The following is an 18,973-nucleotide window of genomic DNA, read 5'->3' as shown; positions in this document are numbered from 1 at the left end:
ACTTTTACCACCCTTTTTTAAGATAAACCTAAATAATCTTCTAAGATAGTCAAGACCCCTTGATTCTTATGGTGCGGTGCTATTTGGTCTGCCACTTGTAAAATAGCTGGACTGGCATTTTCCATAGCATAAGAGCGGCCAGCCATTTGCAGGAGCTCAAGATCATTGTCTCCATCACCGAAAGCCATGATATTATTTTCAGACAAGTCCCAGTGGTTAAGAAGCTGCTTGAGTCCCCAAGCCTTGTGCATGCCTTTTTGAATGAAGTCAATAGCACCAAAACCACTGGGAACAGCAACTAGATTGCCATCAAAATCACGATTAAAAGCCTGTGACACACGATTAGCCTCTTCAGGACTGAGCAACATGGTAATCTTGATGAAATCATCATCTAAATCCTCCAGCCCATTCAAACGTTGAATGGATGCTTCCATGGCGGCTTGCTCTTCTTCTGTTATCATCTCAGCAAAATTAACCCTAGTCCCTTTTAACATATAGGAGCCTTGAGCACCATTAAATATAGTCGGCCTATCCAACAAATCATAATTAAAATAGCTTAGCAAGTTTTCAACATCATTTGATGCCATAAACTCCTGACATAGAAGCTTGCCATAGCTAACCACCTGACCACCATTTTCGGCTACAAAATGCAGGCGGTCAAAAGTCTCCGCAAACATGGGTTTAAGGCGACTCATACTATTACCTGATGCAACGACAAAGTGCATATCACGCGCAGCCATAGCATCTAAAATCTGACTAAAACGCTCCTTGTCATAGCTCCCTTTATCGTCTAAAAATGTTCCATCCATATCTGTTGCAATCACCTTAATGGTCATAAAGAACCTCCTTGACTAACTTACTCTTATTATAACCCTTTTAGAAAACGCTTACCAGTACCATACTAAGAAAAACTGATACTATTCTTGGATATTTAATGGTCTTAGGATTGTTTTGTAAGCCCAGATTGTTTATAATGATAGTATGAAATTGAAGAATATTTTAAGAATACTGTTTTCTCTTCTAATGATTGGTGCCATCGTTGGGGGACTGCTCTACCTCACCATCTACTTCAACAACCGAGATATTAAGAAGCTTTCCATGCCATCAAATAAGGATGGATTGAGCTTTACCATAAAAAATAAAGAGCTCTTAGATCAGTCTGTCCTACTTGAAAAAGGCACTATTAAAAATGTAGACATGCAGATTCTATCCTTCAAGAAGGACGGAAAATATGTCCTACAAAAAGGAAGAACCGAAGATGATAATCCTGAACTCACAGAGCAAAGTATTAAGTATGAAGCCAAACGTCGAGATGCCCTTGCCCTCATTAACGCTGGTTTCTGGTCCTACGAAGGGTTAGATCGTCCTTTCGCTCAAAAGGAAATCGAATTGGGCAAAACAGGCCTTCTATATGGAGATGATCAAAATAATATCACTGCCGGAACCTACCCAAATATAGACACTGCTAAAATGTTTACTCACATGGGAAGTAATGGTTGGGATACAGGCGCCTTTGGTATTATCATTAAGGATAAAAAGGTAGATAAAACCTGGGAGAAAGGTGACCCCGACCAACCAAATGCCCGTTCTATTTACGTAGAAACCTATGACGGTATTATCCGTATTATCCAAACCTATGGTCACAACTCCCTCAATAAGGGCTTGAATCACCAAGACGTATACAACCTTTTAAAAAATTTAGGCTACTCGAATATTCGTCTTGCCTTCCTGCTAGATGGTGGAGGAACGACTCGTATGTATACACGATCTGATAATGGTACGGAAAAGGTTGCTGGGGCCTTTGTCGACAATAGAACCTACATTGAGTACCTCTATCTCACCAAGCGAGATAGCAATGCTACTGACCCAAATGTATGGCGAGATCCTGAACTCGTAAAAGCAGGTAAGTCCAAGTCAATTACTTATGACGACTATATTAAAGCAATCTACTCAAACGGAAAAGTTTCAGGAACCCAATACCAGTTTAAAATCTCCAAATAATGCAAAAAATCCTCATCTTAGTGAGGATTTTTTATCTTATTTCAAATTGTTCAATGCGGTAAGTAGGTAGTGACCATCACGAATACCTTTACCAACACGCTTAGTATTTTCAAGCAAATCTTGGTAATCAGTATCTGAAAGATTGTCAATGGTAGCCTTCAAATCATGAAGCGACTCTACTGCAATCCCACAATCATTCTCAAGCACAAAGTGAGACAAGGCTGACTGTTTCCAAACTACAAGCGGGAAGCCTGATGCCAAGTAAAGGGAAGCCTTATGAGAGTTGTTGTAGCGAAGGTACTCACCAAAAACACCACTACATGTTTCAGCACTATCACCATCCCAGACAAGTCCAAAACCACCTTCAAGGGCTGCAGGAAGCTCATCAGGTAGGAATGAACCAAAGTAGGTCTCATTTGCAAGAGCTCTGCTCTCGTCGAAGCCAACACCATAAAGATTATAAGCAGGTTCTGCAGGAAGAGAGTAAAGATAACCAGCCTTTTCTTGTGCCAAATTACCAGCCACAATAATCGGCTGATTCTTAGTAAGACCAGTCTTCTCTTGGAAATTTGGAATCAAATAGTCGAAAATGCCAAGACTAACAATCTTATCTGCCTCAATCCCTTTATCAACTAAAACAGATTTCATAATTGGATTGTGGGCGATGATACCATCTGCTGCACCAAGAAGACCTGATTCTTGAATCTGAATACGAATCTTATGCTTTAAAGGGAAATTTTCAACATTGACATAACGAAGAGCTTCTAAATCGTGGATAATAAAATTAACTTTTACCCCTTTTTTCTGCGCTTTCTTGACATGATGTGTTGTAAAAAAGCTATGGTGAAGCATCGGGAATTGAATAAGCAATTCATCTCCTTGTTGCAATTGATCCAAAGCCTGACCAAAAGCCTTTGATTTATGAAGCTGTGCTTTAACAGTGCTCATCTCGTACCAATTGTCAACTGAAAGAACCAAGGCTTGATAGCCCTCTCTCTTTACAATTTCTTCAACGTCATTACGAGCCTTATTTCCTGCATTTTTAACATTGTTATCGTGTAAAAATTCTTCTTTTAAATAGTATTTCATATCTTATTTCTCATTTTTCAAAAGCTGATTTTTTAGGATAGCGTTCTTTCAAGATTTCCTTAAAACGAATGATATACTCTTCTTTAAAGTCAATGTCATCATTGACACAAAGCAGTTTTTTACGTTTATCTTTAAAGATACTCACTAACCTATCAACTTGATTTAGATCTATCGACTCTCCAAAATTCTTTGACATAGGGTAAAACTGATTACTTTCAATTTGCCAATGTTGACAGATATATTGATTAACATCTACTCCATAGTCTCTAAGTTGATTACGTGATGTTTTATCTAAAGTTTCCCCTTCAATTTCCCATAAATGTGCCAAAGTGCTTTTCTTCATTGGAACAGGTAAATGTTGATTCACATATCCCGTCGGACCCCAAGGCAAGAGTAACAAGTTTTTCAAAACTAGGGAACCATAACGGAAATTAAAGAATTTCCAAGGCGAGGATTTCAAAGCCTTCTTATTAGGAAAATGGCGATAGATTAATTCAACATTATTGTGATAAGTATTAGTAAACGGTGACCAAGGAACTAAAGCATCGTATACTGCTAAAAGCTTGGGTTGACCATTTTTATAAAAATCTGAAGGGTGACTATCTCTAATCAAGTACATATCATCATTGAAATACAAATAGTTCTCCGACAATCCTTCAATACGATGAAGATTAAGCTCAATAGCTGCTGAATTATAGGTAGGTAGGTATTCATTAGGCATAAATTCCTTATGAGTGACCAATTTGAGTTTTGGATGATCCAAATTCAACCAGTCTGGCTTTTGCCCATTGGTAATCAAATAAACATTATTTACCCAAGGAGCATGCTTTTCAATCATTCGTAACCAGTAATTAAAGATACCATAATCACGATAACGTTGCTCACCATCAATTTCTTGGTCCAAATCTGCAACTTTACCAGTCACAGCCTGTTTCTCACGGATAAACTCTGGGTCACTTCCATCTACCCAGAGAACAACGATATCAATTTTTTCTTGTGTCATTTAGTAAATTCTTTCTCAACGACTTCTAGAGCACGCTCAATGACCACGTGCATGTCGTAGTATTTATAGTCTGCCAAACGTCCACAGAAGATAACCTTGTCATTTTTCTCAGCTTCTTCTTGGTACTTAGCAAACATGGCGTTGTTCTTTTCATCATTGATTGGGTAGTATGGTTCATCTCCACGTTTCCAGTCAGCTGGGTATTCACGTGTGATAACTGTCTTAGGTTGTGTACCATACTCAAAGTGCTTATGCTCAATGATACGAGTATAAGGAATCTCACGCTCTGTGTAGTTGACCACGGCGTTCCCTTGATGGTTTTCCTCATCCAAGACTTCGTGTTCAAAACGAAGACTGCGATACTCCAACTCACCGTGTTTGTAATCAAAGTACTGGTCAATCATCCCTGTAAAGACCACTTTTTCAGCTGAAGCTTCAAGCTCTTCACGATTGGCAAAGAAGTCAACACCAAGTTCTACTTCTACATCTCCAAGCATGTTTTCAATGATGACGTTGTAACCACCGATCGGAATTCCTTGGTAACGGTCATTAAAGTAGTTGTTATCAAAAGTCAGACGAACAGGAAGACGTTTGATGATAAATGGTGGAAGATCTGTAGCAGAACGGCCCCATTGTTTTTCAGTATAGCCCTTAATCAACTTTTCGTAGATATCTGGACCAATCAACTTGATAGCTTGTTCTTCAAGGTTTTTAGGCTCAACATCTTTCATATCAGCCGTTTGCTCAGCTATCTTGTCCTTAACTTCTTGCGGAGTCTTAGTGCCCCACATAGCATAAAATGTATTCATGTTAAATGGAAGGTTGTAAAGACTGCCCTTGTAGTTAGCAATTGGTGAGTTGATATAGTTATTAAACTCAGCAAATTGGTTGACATAATCCCAAACTTTTTTATTTGAGGTATGGAAAATGTGAGCACCATACTTGTGAACGTTGATACCTTCAACATCTTCACAGTAAATATTGCCACCGATGTGATCACGCTTGTCAATCACTTTTACTTTTTTGCCACGTTTTGTAGCTTCATGTGCGAAGATTGCTCCAGACAAACCAGCACCAACGATAAGATAATCGTACATTATAAACTCCTTTTTATAATTTAACTATTCGATTGATATAAGGGATTTTCATTAATATCATACTTATTAGAAAACTAATCACTAATGTGAAAACAGGGAAAAATAAGTGTGCACCTTCTATGTTAAACCCTATCAACTTTTGCCATATTTGCATAACATAGGTATGTATAATAAATACCCCCATCGTTTGGACTGATAACAAGTAGATCATTCTATGTTTAGAAGCATCCATGGTTAGCGTCAATAAGGTAAGAAATAGTCCTAAACTAATTACTTTTACCAAAAGATTGTCATAAAAATATTCAGCAAAAAGATTATGATAAGTAGTTTTTGCTATGAAAAATAATATTATCGGTGAAATCAATAACAAAAGTAAGCTAACTATTTTCATCCATCCCTTAAAGATTGATTTTAAATTATCTATATTGAATTGTGCTACAAAACCACCTAAAATGTAGTAAAAGAACCAAGTCCATAATCTAAACGTCTGTATAACATAAATTTGCACTGGCATTTGAAGCAAAAAATTTATCAATTCAAAAATCAAACCAATAATTGTTAATACAGATAGAAAGTATAAATAACTTCTTTTTGAATGTAAATACTTCTTCAATATCGGCAAGCATAAATAAATAAGTATTAGTGAGCCGAAAAACCAAAATTGGAAGAAATAACTCTTTTGTATCAAAGAAGCCAAAATTTTTTTAATTGGATTAATTGTGAAGTCTCTTTTAAGAAACCAAATGATAACGGTCCATGAAGACACTGTTATTAGAACCCATTTTATTTTATGTAGTATATAGGGATATGTTATCTTGCTCTTACCCAATAATAAATAACCATTTACCATAAAAAACAAGGGAATTGAATAAGTACCTAGATAATATAAATAAGATGAGTAATTCCATCGCCCTGTTTCCTTAAACCCTGGCATCGTAGTATGAAGCAAAACAACTCCTATACAAGCAATTACTTTTATCAAGTCTAAGTTTATATTCCGTGTTTTCTTCATTTCTAATTTTTTCCTATTATTTGTTTTAATTCTTTAACATCTACCACTTTCAAAACTAGAATAGCAAGAAGGTAAATGAGGCCACCAAGCACTGCATACACAAGAACATTTAAAGTAGGTGGAAAATGCAAGAATGGTTTTGCACTTAGCAACAAGCCATACATCATAGCAGATGCGCATACAATTTTTGCCATAGACTCAAGAATCGGTACTTCTTTGAGGTAAGGAAGGCTGAAGTACAATTGAATGAACCATACCAAAGCCTCTGTTAAAACTGATACAATTGAGGCCCCAACAAAGCCAAATGGAGGAATTAACAAGAGATTAAGTCCAACACTGACAACAGCCGGAATAGTCGTAGAGAGCATAAACTCACGATGTTTATTGTGTGGAATCAAAATCTGGATTCCCATAATATTTGTCCAACCAATAAAGAACATCCTAAAGACCATGATGGCAATGGCAATATTAGCTGCTTGGAAGTCCTTTCCTAGGAAAAAACTAACAAAGTCTTTATTGACAACCAAGAGACCAGCAATAATTGGGAAAATGACGAGATTATAAATCAAGAAAGAGAATTCATGCATCTTGTTAACAGCCTTATAGTCTCCACTAGACAAAAGACCAGATACCCTTGGAAGCATTACACTTCCCAATGAAGTCACCAACGTCAACAAAATATTAATTATTTTCAAAGCCTGATCATAAATCCCTACATCATTTGTCGATGACAAGGCACCCAACATGGTACGATCCAAAGTCACGTATAGTGAAATGGCAACCTGAGGGAGAAACAGCAAAATAACAGGTTTAAGATGTTTCTTAGCATAGGATAAATCAAATTGTGGTTCTCCAATGTAAGGTCTCGCTGGTAACCACATACTTAATTGCCCAAGCAATTCAAAGAAGGTCAATAGGAAAACATAGAGATACAAATCACCAGGTGTTTTCACAAATAGGAAGATAGAAATAACTCCTAAAACCTTTACTGTTGTATTCCTTGCGGTAATACGACGAAAATCCTCCAAACCTTGGAATAACCAAGAAATGTCCATTCCTTTCGATATCAAACTTAGACCTAAGATATAAGCCACCATATTTTGCATACCAGGAAAGAACAAACATAATGATGTATACAAGACTAGAGACAATATAGTCGCAATCAATTGGAGAGTATAAATACCCCAGAAATTTTTACGAATATCCTTTCGATGCCCTGAAATCTCCTTAGTACCATAGTTAGCAACTCCCAAAGTAGCCAAAAGAATAAAGTAGGTCACAATCGAATTAAAGTAACCATAAGTACCTAAATCCTTTGAACTGAAAATACGAGTAACATAAGGTGTCGTAATAATTGGTAAAACAATGACCAGTAATTGATAGGAAAGATTGTAGGCGTAATTTTTTAAAACTTTCATAAGTATATGACTCTGTTTAGACTTTCTAAATGATATACCTCTGCTTCAATTACAAAAAATCTTTATCAGTCTTCATCACAAAGAGTCGACTAATCAATAGGATAAGAGGTGAGTAACGAAGAACCAGCATTTGGGGGTCAAACATGCCATGAATGATCATAACCCCCAAGCAGGCAAGAATGATATCTTTTCGGTTAGTTACAAAATAATTCATGACACGTGTTAATGCAAATAACATGAATGCACTAACAGCCAATCCATCAATTACGAGTAACTGCACAAACGAGCTATCAATAAAGTTATAGTTGCTTGAAAAATTACCGAAGATGTCCAGGGTGGTAAATGAAATTGGTCGACCTAATAAGGAAACTCCGAAGTTTCGGAATCCTTGAACACTCAGTCTTAGACGATTATGTGTAAATTGGTCAACAAGATGGAATAAATCACCAGTTGAATAGAAACAGAAATAGAGGGTTATAGCCAATGCAATAATAAAACCATATTTGGCAAGATTCGCTGTTATAACATTACTATCTATGAAATCAAACTTAAAGACCTTAAGACTGAATAACGCATAAGTCAAAATCAAGAGACTTAGATAAAGTGGACTTGAGGTTGAGGTCTGTTGGTACATATAAAACGTAGCAAACAGCAAAGCTAACAACTCCAGATAAGAAACTTTCTTTCCTCTGAACATTAAGTAACTACATAGGGCAAAAAACATACGCTGAGAGGCAAAGGACACATAGTTGAATCCTAAACTATAACGATAACCACTATCAGCACTCATCAACATATTTGAAATAATACCCATCTTACTAGCTAGAATAGTTACAAACAGCACTAAAAATGTGGCGAAGGAGAAAGTCCCTAATAACTTCTTGAACTCTATATCCCTAGCTGAAAAAACTAACAGCAAAACGTTAATATCAGGAAGACCATCTCGATTTTTTGACACAATTAACATGGTCAAGGTAAATAATAGGAAAATTATTAATTCCTTCAAGTGGTATCTGAAATAATTAATGGTATCAGGAAGATTAATGAGTTCCTTTATCGTAATCATACCTATTGTAAAATAGAGCAAGATACGATAGAGTGACAAAAAACCATCCACTCTTACAAAATAAGTTGTAGTTACCAGAGATGCAAATAATACCCAAATAAAAAGAGTAAATAAATAGATTTTCTCTGAGATAAAGCGACTGCTATTCACAAGTACTTTCCATACCTTTCAATTATTCTTATAAATGTTGTAATACCATCTGTATTTTTTTAAGATAAATCAGAACAACATACATTCGACATTTCAACAACAGTTTTATGAGTGGATTCAATGCAGAAGAATCATTCTTTATAAAATCCTCTATCTCTTGTCTTTCACATGTATCTTTAACAAGCTTAACTTTTCTATTTACAGATAAATTCTGTTTCGTTATATTGTAGATGTTACTCATCAGTATTCTTGATTTTACAGTATTAACGAAGTTTGAACTATCCAAATTCCAGTCAGAAAGTAGATTATCAACCATCTTCAATTCTTGAAGCTGATATTGAAGACGTTTAGGGTTATAGCCCGACATGGCGGAACCTTTTCTACCAATGACATAAACGTAGTAGGAATCTTGAGAAAGATAAATCTTGTTGACTTTACGATAAACATCAAGATTAAAGCGAACATCTTCACCTAACTCATACTGCTCAAAAGAAAGGTTATTTTCAAGAAGAAATTCTCTGCGATATATCTTATTCCAAATTGTGTAAAGCATATCCGATAAGAATAAGTCAATAAATATCTTGATAAAACCATCCTTGTCGTAACTCCCTTTAAACGGAAGTGACTTTTCAGTACGCTGCTTCTCAGTTAAATCTTCCTCAAAAGAATTGTAATAACTAAAAACAGCCAAATCCAAATCTGAGACTAGCTTATCTGCAAAATCAGCAAAGAGATTACCAACAAGATAATCGTCACTATCAACGAAGTAGATAAACTCTCCCCTGGCTTTGGACAAGCCAAAATTACGTGCCGCACCAACACCATGGTTTTCAATATGATAGACTGAGATATTTGAGTACTCGCTAGCATAAGTATCGCAAATACTACCACTACTATCAGTAGATCCATTGTCTATCACTATAATTTCCAAGTCATCATAATTTTGAGAAATAATACTTTTCAAACAACGATCAATGTATTTCTCAACATTATAAACTGGAATAATAACAGAGTATTTCAAATTTGACTCCTAAAATAATTTCAAAAAACGTTTTGTATACTGAAGGCTAGTTTTAACAATTTTAGTCTAAACAGTACATATTTTAACTTATTTGGTTGGTCTTTCATTTGAGAAAGAGAAACACTATTCTTAAGCAATTCTTGTTTCACTTCGTTAGTAATTTCTATATATTTTTTATCTAATTTAGATTTATACAAACTTGCTAGTATATGAACCAATCCGTTTACATAATAAAGTTGAGATATTTGCAACTCTTCTTTATTTAATTGTGAACGGACAAAGTCAGAATAGAAAAGTTCTTTGTAGAATCCAAACATATTACTAAATTTCTTTTCATTCCATGACTGAGTAATAGAATCAGGATTATCGATTAGATAGTGATAATACTTTTGATTGGTTGCATAGACCTTTTTAGCTGATAGAAAGAGTTTGTAATTAGTGCCAAGATCCTCATAGTATTTACCAATAGGAAACTGAATGTCATTATCAGTAAATAAAGACTTTCTATAGATTTTATCATTAGCAAAACCAGTAATATAACTATGCTTAAGCATTTGCACAAAAGCAGCTTTACCCTCAAAAACTTGAGTCACTAATGAATCCGAAACTATAGCATCTTCTTCACCTTTCACGAACTCACGATTAAAAGAGATAATATCAAACTTCTGGGATTCCACCACTTCTGCTAACGATATAAAGGTGTCTGGTTCAATCCAATCATCTGAATCAGGGAAATAGACATATTCTCCCTCAGCATGAGAAATACCAGTGTTACGAGCTGCAGATAGTCCACCATTCTTCTTATGAATAACTGATATAAACTCATATGCTTTAGCATAGTCATCACAAATTTGAGGAGAATTATCGGTACTTCCATCATCTACAAGTAAGATGTCATAGTTCTTCCACTCTTGAATAAGGATACTCTCAATACAACGTTTTAAATATTTTTCAACATTATAAACTGGAATGACAACAGTTAAAAGTGGTTTCATAGATTATTTACCTAATTTTTTATGTTAAGTCTTCTCCACCCTTATTCAACCAAGTAACGGTATTAAAATAACGGTGGTAAGTTTTTAAATCGATACCAACATGCCCTTGCTTCTCAGCCGATTTAAAGTGGACCAATGAAGGTAAGTCACTATAATTCTTTGAAGAGAAAATGACCTTACTCTTGTATGGAAGCTCTTCAAACTCTTTCATCAACTCATACGTGCAGGCATCATTATCATTGAACTTGAAATACAAATTATCCCAATGCATTCTCTTCAAACGGCGTTCCCTTTTTTGAGTAGCTTCTTCTTCATCTGCATAATGCAAAAAATGAAGTTCAATATCATCAAGAAGTGCAAGAGGATAAGCATTATCAAAGTCTTTGATATATTTTGATTCCTTAACAAATTTCAAGGGGATGTCTCCGCTCAAATAGTGTTTTAAATTCTTGAGCATCTTGATGTAATCAGGCGAAAAGACAAACATCCCGACAAATGGTGTTTGATAAGGCAAGCCCAACTCCTGATAAACTTTCCCAGCCCAACAATTATCACAAATAATCGTGAAATTTTTATTCTTGAGTCTTCGTCTAGGAATAAAATTAATAATTGGATAAACGATACGTTTTAATTTATTTTTTAGTGTTTCGCTGTTCATAATAGTACTTCTTAGTACTTCTTATACAACTCCGAGAAATTACGAATATAACTTTGTAATGAAAAGAGTTCTTTTTGGCGTTTGACAGATGCCTTGCCAAATTGCTCTCTCTTCTCGGTGTTATCAGCCAATTCTTGAATAGCCTTAGACAATTCTGCAGGCTGATTTGGTGTGGCAAGAAGGCCATTTTTACCTTCCTTAACCATTTCACAGACACCACCATGACGGTAGCCGACTACGGGTTTGCCACAAGCCATTGATTCGAGAACTACAGTTGGTAGAGGATCTGGATTGGTACTTGGCAAGACAAAGATATCAAACATATTATAGAGCTCTGTCGTCTTGCTATAATAATCGATACGTTTAATCTGCCCAGCTACAGGTGAGTCTGATATAGCCTTCTCCAGCTCATCAACTCGCCATTCTTCACCTTCAAAAGCACTCCCTGCCAGAAAGGCTACTGCTTTTGGATTAGCCTTTAAGATTGGAGTCACAGCTTCTAAGAAGTCGCCTTGACCTTTCCATGCATTCACTCGACCAACCATTCCGATAACCAAAGCATCCTGTGCGATACCAAACTGATCACGGACTGCACTAGCATCCATTTCATGATAGACGGCATTGTCAACACCATTATAGATAACTTGAACTTGGTCATTTTTTACAAAGCGAGACTGCTTGACGTGGTTAGCCACAGCATTTGAAACTGTCACAATCGTATCCGCATAACGCCCCATCAAAAAGTTGATAAAATCAGAGATTGCTTTTGGTTTAACGATAATTTCATGCACATGCCAAATCAAAGGTAATTTCAACTTACGTTTGAGATAAATCCCCTCAAGTACCGCAGTCGTATTATTGTGAATAAGAGTAATGCCATTATCCTTAGCATATTTAGCAATTTGCTTTGAATAACGATTATAAGAGCCAAAATACTCAAGAATTCCCTTAGGATTAAAATATTTACGGCGCAAGATTGGATAATCGATAACTTTTACCTTAGCCCCAACCTTTTCCAATGCACTCACTAAGACACCATCGTTAGGCAAGATGACATGAGCTTCAAAGGCATCTTTATCCAACCCCTTAATAAGCTCCAACAAAACCTTGTCAGCACCATACATTTCGGCACCAGCGTGAAGATATAAAATTTTCTGCATTTCTATCCTTTAAATACTTTCTCGTAGTCTGTAACAATTTTTTCCCAAGTAAAGGCTTCAGCAATACGTTTACTTGATTTTTGATTGAGGTCTGCGATAGCTTGTTCATCTAATTGCTCAGCTTGATTAATGACACTTGCCAATTGGTCTTTTTTCCAATAGAGAGCACCATCTTCACCGACTTCACGGTTAAAGCCAACATCCAACAAGAGATTGAGCTTAGTAGACTCAAGAGCCTCAAGAAGGGATGGATTGGTACCACCTACTTCATGACCATGGAAGTAAGCAAAGGCATTCTCACGAATGTATTTGAGCAATTCTTGGTCATAGACAGTCCCTACAAATTTCACACGAGGATCCTTATCAAAACCAGTTTCCTGACGCAACTTGTCGTAGAACTTGTTTTCTTCAACATTGGTAATGAGAACAAAGTCCTTGTCAGAGTTAGACGCCATAAAGCCACGAATCATAGCCTCATAGTTATTCTCAGGCACAAAACGTCCTACAACAAGGTAATAATTGTTTTCAATGACACCCTTTTCAAAGTACCACGTGCGTACCTTATCATCAACCTTAGTCAATCGAGATTTAGTTGTATCTGTCCCATAGGCAATATAAGTTGTTTGAGGACGATACTTCGCATAATCCTTTTGAATATAAGATTCAATGTTTTTACTATCACAAATCAAAAGATCTGCATGTTTTACCATGAGTTGCTCAGAAATTTTCCAATATTTACGAACTGGAAGACTCCATTTCGCACGAAGCCATTCATGACCGTCCGGGTTAACCATAAGGGTACCACCGATAGCCTTGATTTTCTTTTTAATACCTGAGATAAATGGACCGATTCGGCAAGCCAAAACATAAAAGATTGGTGCTTGGTCATTATTTTCCTTAGCAATTTCAATGGCCTTATTGAGAGCTTCGATGTCATAAGCGATGGCACGTGCAGGCCCGATATTTGGGACGTCGATATTGTAGCATTTAGCACCATTATGTTCGAAAGTGTCTGCTGTAATACCTGATTTAGCAGAGTTTTCACGCATACAAGCTACATAATATTGGATATCTTTGTCTTGTTGGAACTCTGTTAACTTCTCAACAAAGGTCTCAAATCCACCATATTTTGCTGGAATTCCCTTAGAACCAACAATATAAACTGTTTTTGTCATTTAATCACCATTAAAAGAAATGGAGAAAGCCATCACTTTGCTCCATCCTTCATTACTACTACTTTAATTGTTTTCAATAAGATTTTGATATCGCGCCAGATTGTCCATCCGTCCATATAAGCAACGTCTAGTTTTACAACTTCATCAAAATCCGTAATTTCACTTCGACCGCTTACTTGCCAAAGACCAGTAATACCTGGTTTAAAGCTGAGGCGACGTTTTTGTTCCGGTGTATAAGATTCGTACTCATCCAATGTTGGTGGACGTGTTCCAACCAAGCTCATATCACCTTTTAGAACATTCCAAAATTGTGGAAGTTCATCAAGACTCGTTTTACGAATGAAATGTCCGATTTTAGTAATACGTGGATCATTGTCCATCTTAAACATACCACCAGACATTTGGTTCTGTGCCATCAAATTCTTCTTGATTTCTTCAGCATCTACTCTCATAGAACGGAATTTATAAAACTTGAAGATACGTCCATTCTCACCCACACGGTCTTGAGCAAAAATAGCTGGTCCACCATCCTTACGAATAAGTGGATAAAGGAAGATACCAACAATCCCACAGAGCACCAAACCTACTAGAGCTCCACAGATATCAAGGAAGCGTTTAGCCAAGATATCTCCATAGCTATAAAAATGTGTTGAAAACGTAACAACCTTGAAAGGACCCAATTGTTGGATACGTTTTTCACCTTGACTCATAAATTCAAGGGCATTCAGATTAATAGAAACTGGAATTCCCATGAGCTCAAAAGGTGATGCATAATCCCAAATCTTATACTGCTCACTTGGCAGATTTATCAAAACTTGGTCTACCACTGAGTGTGTCGCATATTCAATCAAATTTTCAGGTTTAACACACTTGATAAATGGATCAGTGAAATAAGGATTATCCAAGACACAAACTGCTGTAATCCTACCGTCCATATTGTCTTTCATACGAGACAAAACATTTTCTAGACGTGCCTGATCAGAAATCAAGAGAATATTCTTGTTACTTTTACGACGTGTATAGATAGAAGAGCGGAAATACTTAAGAACAGTATTTGTAAAGTATAAGAGAACACCTGAAATCAGGGTAACATAAAGAAGTCCGCGACGTGAGATAGAAAAATTTCCATCTGCAAAAAACGAGAGGAAAGTTGCAATTAGAGCAAATACGAAACAATATTTGACAGTTGCAATGAGTTCATCCAAGTAGCCTCTATACTTAAGATTTTCATAATAACTACTGATATAGTAAGATACTACATGTACGACACCTAAAAGGACAATGCTTCCTTGGGTAATCTCTGTATAAGGTATTTTACTAGCTACCATGGCTGCAAAAACAACCACAACCAACTGTATAATACCAATTTCAATGCGACGAATTTCTTGTTTTTCTTTCACTCTAAACCCCTTTTTTATCTGTTAAGGTATAAGGAGCCGCATCATCCCCATTAATGCTATCCTTTTCTACGACGATGTGCTCTTGAATGACCTTCTTTTTGGTCTGATTTTTTTCCGTACTCGCCATATGATCCGTAAGAACCATATGATCCATACTTATCAACTGTCATATCAACTTTATTAAGGACGACACCTAAGAACTGAGAACCACTTTGTTCCAATTGTTCAACAGCCTTAGCTACGAAACGACGTTTGATTTTTCCAGCTGCTGTAACCAAAAGACTGGCATCAGCCTGATGGGCAATAATAACCGCATCAATGACCAAACCAATTGGTGGTGTATCGATGATGACATAATCATAACGACTACGAGCAACTTCCATCAAATGTCTAAAATTGTCATTTTGCAAAAGACTTGTTGGATTAGGTGGTACAGGACCAGATGCAATGACATCCAAACCAGAAATATCAGTTTGGCAAATAGTTTCATTCAGATCAGCATTTCCTGAAAGGAAATTTGAAAGACCTTTATAAGGCTCATTTGACTTAAATGTACCTGACAAAACAGAATTACGAGTATCAGCATCAATGAGAAGTGTTCGAAGCCCAACACTAGCAAATGAAATCGCCAAGTTAACAGATGTCGTTGATTTTCCTTCACCAGCTTCAACAGAGCTAATCGCAATCACTTTCATCTGTGTACCAGAAAATTGAATATTTGTGCGAATGGCATTGTAATACTCTTCTGTTTGTTTGGCAAAGTTTACTTTAGATTTTACTAACTTTAATAGAGGCATTTCTTCTCCTTAAATTTTATCTGTATCAGGGACAATTCCAAGAAGTGTCATTCCAAGGGCATCTTCTACATCTTCTGGACGGCGAATACGATCATCTAGGATTTCACGTACCAATACACCAACAACTGCAAGGAATCCTCCAAGCACTGCTCCAAGAAGCACGTTACGTTTGATATTTGGTGAAGATGGTGACTCTGGCAATTTAGCTTCTTCAAGTGTTGTGACATCTTCAACTTTTGTCACGTTTTTGATTTTTTCTGAAGCAACTTCACGAACCTTATTGGCAAGTGTTTGCGCATCTTGACCAGTTTTAGCATTAACTGAAATTGAGATAAGACGAGTATCAGTAGGAATATTAACTGAAATCATTTTAGCAAGTTCAGCTTCTGTCATATTCAATTTTTCATCTTTGATAACTTCTGACAAGACATCGTTTGATGTAATAATTTCTTTGTAGTCTTTTGTCAAAAATGTACCGGCCTGCAAATCTTGAGCAGAAAGGTTTTTGCCATCATTAGCTTGGTTAACCACATAGATACGTGTAGAAGACGTATACGTTGGTTGAATGAGGAAATAAGTTCCCAAGAAGGCAAAGACAGCGACATAAAAGGCTGTAAATAGAATAAATACCTTTTTAGTCCAAAGTTTGTGCAATAATGCAAGCACGTCGATTTCAACACGCTTCGTGTTTTCCTGAGTCATAGTTTCTCCTATATGTATTGATTTTCAAGTAGTGTTTGTGGATTTTCAACGAAAAGGTTACGAGCACGTCGCGTTCCGTAAGTCTTTTCAATAATAGCGTAGGCATCTTTCATAAATGGTGGTCTTGGACCAAGATTATGCATGTCACTAGCAACCATATGAACCAAATTTTTTTCCAAGAAATAACGGACACGTTTCTTTCTTACTTTATCTTTATCGCCAAAGAGCTTTGGTTTGAGGACATGTGAGCTATTGACTTGAGTATAGCAGCCCATATTGATGATTTCTCGAACACGATCAGCATTTTCTTCGAGGGCATCATAGCGCTCAATATGAGCAACAATTGGTGTCACCCCTGCTCGTAAAACATTGCTAAGCCCAGTATGAATTTCTTTCCAAGAGGTGCGAGCACTAAACTCAATCAAAGCAAATTGAGTGTTGTGCATGCGTGGAATGAGATTCTTTTCAAGCTTCTCCACAATGTCTGAGGTGTAATAAAGTTCACCACCATAACAAATAGTTAAGTCTGGATAAAGTGCTTCTGCTTCTTCTTTTACCTTAGAAAAGTTTGCAAAGATTTTATCCTCTGGGGTTTCAAACATTCCCTTACGACGATGGGATGTTGAAACAATCGTACGCACTCCTTGCGCATAGCTTTCGCCAATGAGGTCAAGACTTTCTTCTAAAGTTTTAGGACCATCATCAACATCAAAAACAATATGTGAGTGAACGTCAATCACTTATTTTTCCTCCATCAAATTTTTGATAGCTTGAGAGGCGCTTTCCACACTAGAATCATCCAGTTTCATCATGTAGAGACTAGAATTTGGCATAGCATAAGAGGTCAATTGTCCGGTTGAACCTGTACCTGTTACTGCTTGAGAAGTCACCGTAAATTTAGAACCTGAATCAAGTTGTGTATTGGCCAGAGCATTAATGGTATCTAGAGACATATTCGTTTGAACAGAGTCTTGTAGATTGTTAACGATTGAAGTAAAGTTTGATACAGAATTTAGTGAAGCTAACTTGTTTACAATCGCAGAAATCACTTTCTCTTGGTTCTTACCACGGTCATTGTCTCCTCCATCCAAACTATAACGCTCACGAACAAAGCCAAGGGCTTGTTCAGAATTCATTTGGATATCTCCAACTGGGAAATCAAACTTCCCGTGAAGACTCGTGAAGGCTTGATCATTATGAACTGTCACACCACCAAGTTGGTCAATCAACTTAAGGAAAGATGTGAAGTTAATACGTGCATAGTAATCAATCTTAATGCCATAAAGATTTTCCAGAGTTTTTTCAGATGTTTCAACGCCATAAATACCTGCGTGGGTTAATTTATCATACTGGTCTGCCCCTCCATCAGGAATCTTAACGTACGCATCACGTGGAGTGGTCGTCAAGAGAATCTTATGTGTGTTCATGTTAACGGTCATAATGATATTGACATCTGAACGTGACACTGTTGAAATTGAACCGTAGGTATCAATACCACTAATATAAATATTGAAGACTTTTGAATCTACTTGTTTTGCAGAATTGTTATTCTTCTTTTTAATTTTATAAGTATAGATTGTTTTTAGATTTGAAGCATAGTTACTATCGACAGACTCTAGTAGGCTAGCATAAGAGCCACTCAAGACCATAGCTTTAGATTTGCCAGACTTAAGATTGTCATATGCTTCTTGATATGAAGCAACATCATCAACTTTAACATCAACCTTTTTGTCTTTCTTTAGAGCAGACATCAAGGTGTCGATATTGTTCTTATCAACCTTAGTTGGTGCTTGTACGCTAGTAAGCTGACTAACATCTTTGATGTCACTATCCTTAGGAACCACTATGCTCATTTCTACTTCAGAAAATGCAGCCGTCTGATTCATACGGTTAGTGATATCAATCATTTGTTTAAAACCAAAAATACCAACCAGAGAAACTAGCGAGAAGATAACCAATACAGACGTTGTCACTAGTGGTGATTTCTTAGTCTTCTGAAGGAAGATGCTAATAGCAAGAACTACCAACAAACCAATGGTGATAATGATGTTCAAAAACCTAAATGATAGGAAATTATAATTGAACATTGTGAATAATAAGACCAATGCTAAAATAGCATACAGAATGGTCAACCCAACGTTGACCATCCCCCACGATCTATTACTCGTACGTTTTTGCTTACGATTCGTACGCGAACTCATATAAATTGCTCCTAAAAATTAAAATTAG

At 36.5% G+C, this 18,973-nt stretch carries 18 protein-coding genes; 1 reads left to right on the top strand and 17 read right to left on the bottom strand.

Annotated features, from left to right (window positions below; all coding sequences use genetic code 11):
* Positions 1 to 17: 17 nt before the first annotated feature.
* The gene (locus SSAL8618_RS05220) at positions 18 to 836 is read right to left on the bottom strand and encodes a Cof-type HAD-IIB family hydrolase (protein WP_038675963.1); all 819 of its coding nucleotides are present in this window, start codon (positions 834 to 836) and stop codon (positions 18 to 20) included.
* A 145-nt stretch (positions 837 to 981) separates the two neighbouring features.
* On the opposite strand from SSAL8618_RS05220, the gene SSAL8618_RS05215 reads away from it, so the two are divergent.
* The gene (locus tag SSAL8618_RS05215; RefSeq protein ID WP_174411750.1) at positions 982 to 2,001 is read left to right on the top strand and encodes a phosphodiester glycosidase family protein; all 1,020 of its coding nucleotides are present in this window, start codon (positions 982 to 984) and stop codon (positions 1,999 to 2,001) included.
* A 36-nt stretch (positions 2,002 to 2,037) separates the two neighbouring features.
* On the opposite strand, the gene SSAL8618_RS05210 is transcribed toward SSAL8618_RS05215, so the two are convergent.
* From SSAL8618_RS05210 to cpsA, 16 genes are read right to left on the bottom strand one after another with little or no spacing between them, the layout of a single operon-like run.
* The gene (locus SSAL8618_RS05210) at positions 2,038 to 3,090 is read right to left on the bottom strand and encodes a glycosyltransferase (protein WP_038675959.1); all 1,053 of its coding nucleotides are present in this window, start codon (positions 3,088 to 3,090) and stop codon (positions 2,038 to 2,040) included.
* Positions 3,091 to 3,100: 10 nt separating this feature from the next.
* On the bottom strand, positions 3,101 to 4,093 hold the full coding sequence (locus SSAL8618_RS05205; RefSeq protein ID WP_038675957.1) for a stealth family protein: 993 nt from the start codon (positions 4,091 to 4,093) through the stop codon (positions 3,101 to 3,103).
* Entirely contained in the window at positions 4,090 to 5,190 is a 1,101-nt protein-coding gene (glf, locus tag SSAL8618_RS05200) for a UDP-galactopyranose mutase (protein ID WP_038675955.1), read from the bottom strand. The genes SSAL8618_RS05205 and glf overlap by 4 nt, the downstream gene beginning before the upstream one ends.
* A 13-nt stretch (positions 5,191 to 5,203) precedes the next feature.
* Positions 5,204 to 6,202 (bottom strand): acyltransferase, encoded by a 999-nt coding sequence (locus SSAL8618_RS05195; protein ID WP_038675953.1) that lies wholly within the window; start codon positions 6,200 to 6,202, stop codon positions 5,204 to 5,206.
* Between the two features lie 2 nt (positions 6,203 to 6,204).
* Complete coding sequence (locus SSAL8618_RS05190; RefSeq protein WP_002884884.1) at positions 6,205 to 7,620, bottom strand: flippase; 1,416 nt, start codon at positions 7,618 to 7,620, stop codon at positions 6,205 to 6,207.
* 49 nt (positions 7,621 to 7,669) lie between these two features.
* Entirely contained in the window at positions 7,670 to 8,836 is a 1,167-nt protein-coding gene (locus tag SSAL8618_RS05185; protein ID WP_038675951.1) for a hypothetical protein, read from the bottom strand.
* Positions 8,837 to 8,864: 28 nt separating this feature from the next.
* Positions 8,865 to 9,857, bottom strand: coding sequence for a glycosyltransferase family 2 protein (locus SSAL8618_RS05180; RefSeq protein ID WP_022496046.1), 993 nt, complete (start codon positions 9,855 to 9,857; stop codon positions 8,865 to 8,867).
* A 20-nt stretch (positions 9,858 to 9,877) separates the two neighbouring features.
* Positions 9,878 to 10,852, bottom strand: a complete 975-nt coding sequence (locus SSAL8618_RS05175; protein ID WP_022496047.1) for a glycosyltransferase — start codon at positions 10,850 to 10,852, stop codon at positions 9,878 to 9,880.
* A 19-nt stretch (positions 10,853 to 10,871) separates the two neighbouring features.
* Positions 10,872 to 11,510, bottom strand: a complete 639-nt coding sequence (locus tag SSAL8618_RS05170) for a DUF1919 domain-containing protein (protein ID WP_038675949.1) — start codon at positions 11,508 to 11,510, stop codon at positions 10,872 to 10,874.
* A gap of 11 nt (positions 11,511 to 11,521) precedes the next feature.
* Positions 11,522 to 12,670, bottom strand: coding sequence for a glycosyltransferase family 4 protein (locus SSAL8618_RS05165; RefSeq protein WP_038675947.1), 1,149 nt, complete (start codon positions 12,668 to 12,670; stop codon positions 11,522 to 11,524).
* Positions 12,671 to 12,672: 2 nt separating this feature from the next.
* A complete protein-coding gene (cps2T, locus tag SSAL8618_RS05160; RefSeq protein ID WP_038675945.1) occupies positions 12,673 to 13,845 on the bottom strand; it encodes a beta 1-4 rhamnosyltransferase Cps2T in 1,173 nt (390 codons plus the stop codon).
* A gap of 32 nt (positions 13,846 to 13,877) precedes the next feature.
* Positions 13,878 to 15,245: a sugar transferase gene (locus tag SSAL8618_RS05155; RefSeq protein ID WP_038675942.1), complete on the bottom strand. Its 1,368-nt coding sequence runs from the start codon at positions 15,243 to 15,245 to the stop codon at positions 13,878 to 13,880.
* Positions 15,246 to 15,301: 56 nt separating this feature from the next.
* Positions 15,302 to 16,042, bottom strand: a complete 741-nt coding sequence (locus SSAL8618_RS05150; RefSeq protein WP_002885033.1) for a tyrosine-protein kinase — start codon at positions 16,040 to 16,042, stop codon at positions 15,302 to 15,304.
* Between the two features lie 9 nt (positions 16,043 to 16,051).
* Positions 16,052 to 16,744, bottom strand: a complete 693-nt coding sequence (locus SSAL8618_RS05145; protein WP_002884894.1) for a capsular polysaccharide biosynthesis protein — start codon at positions 16,742 to 16,744, stop codon at positions 16,052 to 16,054.
* Positions 16,745 to 16,752: 8 nt separating this feature from the next.
* Positions 16,753 to 17,484, bottom strand: a complete 732-nt coding sequence (cps4B, locus tag SSAL8618_RS05140) for a capsular polysaccharide biosynthesis protein Cps4B (RefSeq protein ID WP_038675939.1) — start codon at positions 17,482 to 17,484, stop codon at positions 16,753 to 16,755.
* Positions 17,485 to 18,945 (bottom strand): LCP family glycopolymer transferase CpsA, encoded by a 1,461-nt coding sequence (cpsA, locus tag SSAL8618_RS05135; protein ID WP_038675937.1) that lies wholly within the window; start codon positions 18,943 to 18,945, stop codon positions 17,485 to 17,487.
* Between the last annotated feature and the right edge of the window lie 28 nt (positions 18,946 to 18,973).

It is taken from the genome of Streptococcus salivarius, from assembly GCF_000785515.1.
In the GTDB taxonomy this organism is placed as follows: Bacteria; Bacillota; Bacilli; order Lactobacillales; family Streptococcaceae; genus Streptococcus; species Streptococcus salivarius.
The sequence above is the reverse complement of the archived record's forward strand: the minus strand, read 5'-3'. Positions and strand labels throughout refer to the sequence as shown.

Coding starts and splice junctions, on each gene's coding strand:
- SSAL8618_RS05215 (WP_174411750.1), top strand. CDS start 982: ATGAAATTGAAGAATATTTTAAGAATACTGTTTTCTCTTCTAATGATT.
- SSAL8618_RS05190 (WP_002884884.1), bottom strand. CDS start 7,620: ATGAAAGTTTTAAAAAATTACGCCTACAATCTTTCCTATCAATTACTG.
- SSAL8618_RS05175 (WP_022496047.1), bottom strand. CDS start 10,852: ATGAAACCACTTTTAACTGTTGTCATTCCAGTTTATAATGTTGAAAAA.
- cps2T (WP_038675945.1), bottom strand. CDS start 13,845: ATGACAAAAACAGTTTATATTGTTGGTTCTAAGGGAATTCCAGCAAAA.
- SSAL8618_RS05220 (WP_038675963.1), bottom strand. CDS start 836: ATGACCATTAAGGTGATTGCAACAGATATGGATGGAACATTTTTAGAC.
- SSAL8618_RS05205 (WP_038675957.1), bottom strand. CDS start 4,093: ATGACACAAGAAAAAATTGATATCGTTGTTCTCTGGGTAGATGGAAGT.
- SSAL8618_RS05170 (WP_038675949.1), bottom strand. CDS start 11,510: ATGAACAGCGAAACACTAAAAAATAAATTAAAACGTATCGTTTATCCA.
- glf (WP_038675955.1), bottom strand. CDS start 5,190: ATGTACGATTATCTTATCGTTGGTGCTGGTTTGTCTGGAGCAATCTTC.
- cpsA (WP_038675937.1), bottom strand. CDS start 18,945: ATGAGTTCGCGTACGAATCGTAAGCAAAAACGTACGAGTAATAGATCG.
- SSAL8618_RS05150 (WP_002885033.1), bottom strand. CDS start 16,042: ATGCCTCTATTAAAGTTAGTAAAATCTAAAGTAAACTTTGCCAAACAA.
- SSAL8618_RS05210 (WP_038675959.1), bottom strand. CDS start 3,090: ATGAAATACTATTTAAAAGAAGAATTTTTACACGATAACAATGTTAAA.
- SSAL8618_RS05165 (WP_038675947.1), bottom strand. CDS start 12,670: ATGCAGAAAATTTTATATCTTCACGCTGGTGCCGAAATGTATGGTGCT.
- SSAL8618_RS05195 (WP_038675953.1), bottom strand. CDS start 6,202: ATGAAGAAAACACGGAATATAAACTTAGACTTGATAAAAGTAATTGCT.
- SSAL8618_RS05145 (WP_002884894.1), bottom strand. CDS start 16,744: ATGACTCAGGAAAACACGAAGCGTGTTGAAATCGACGTGCTTGCATTA.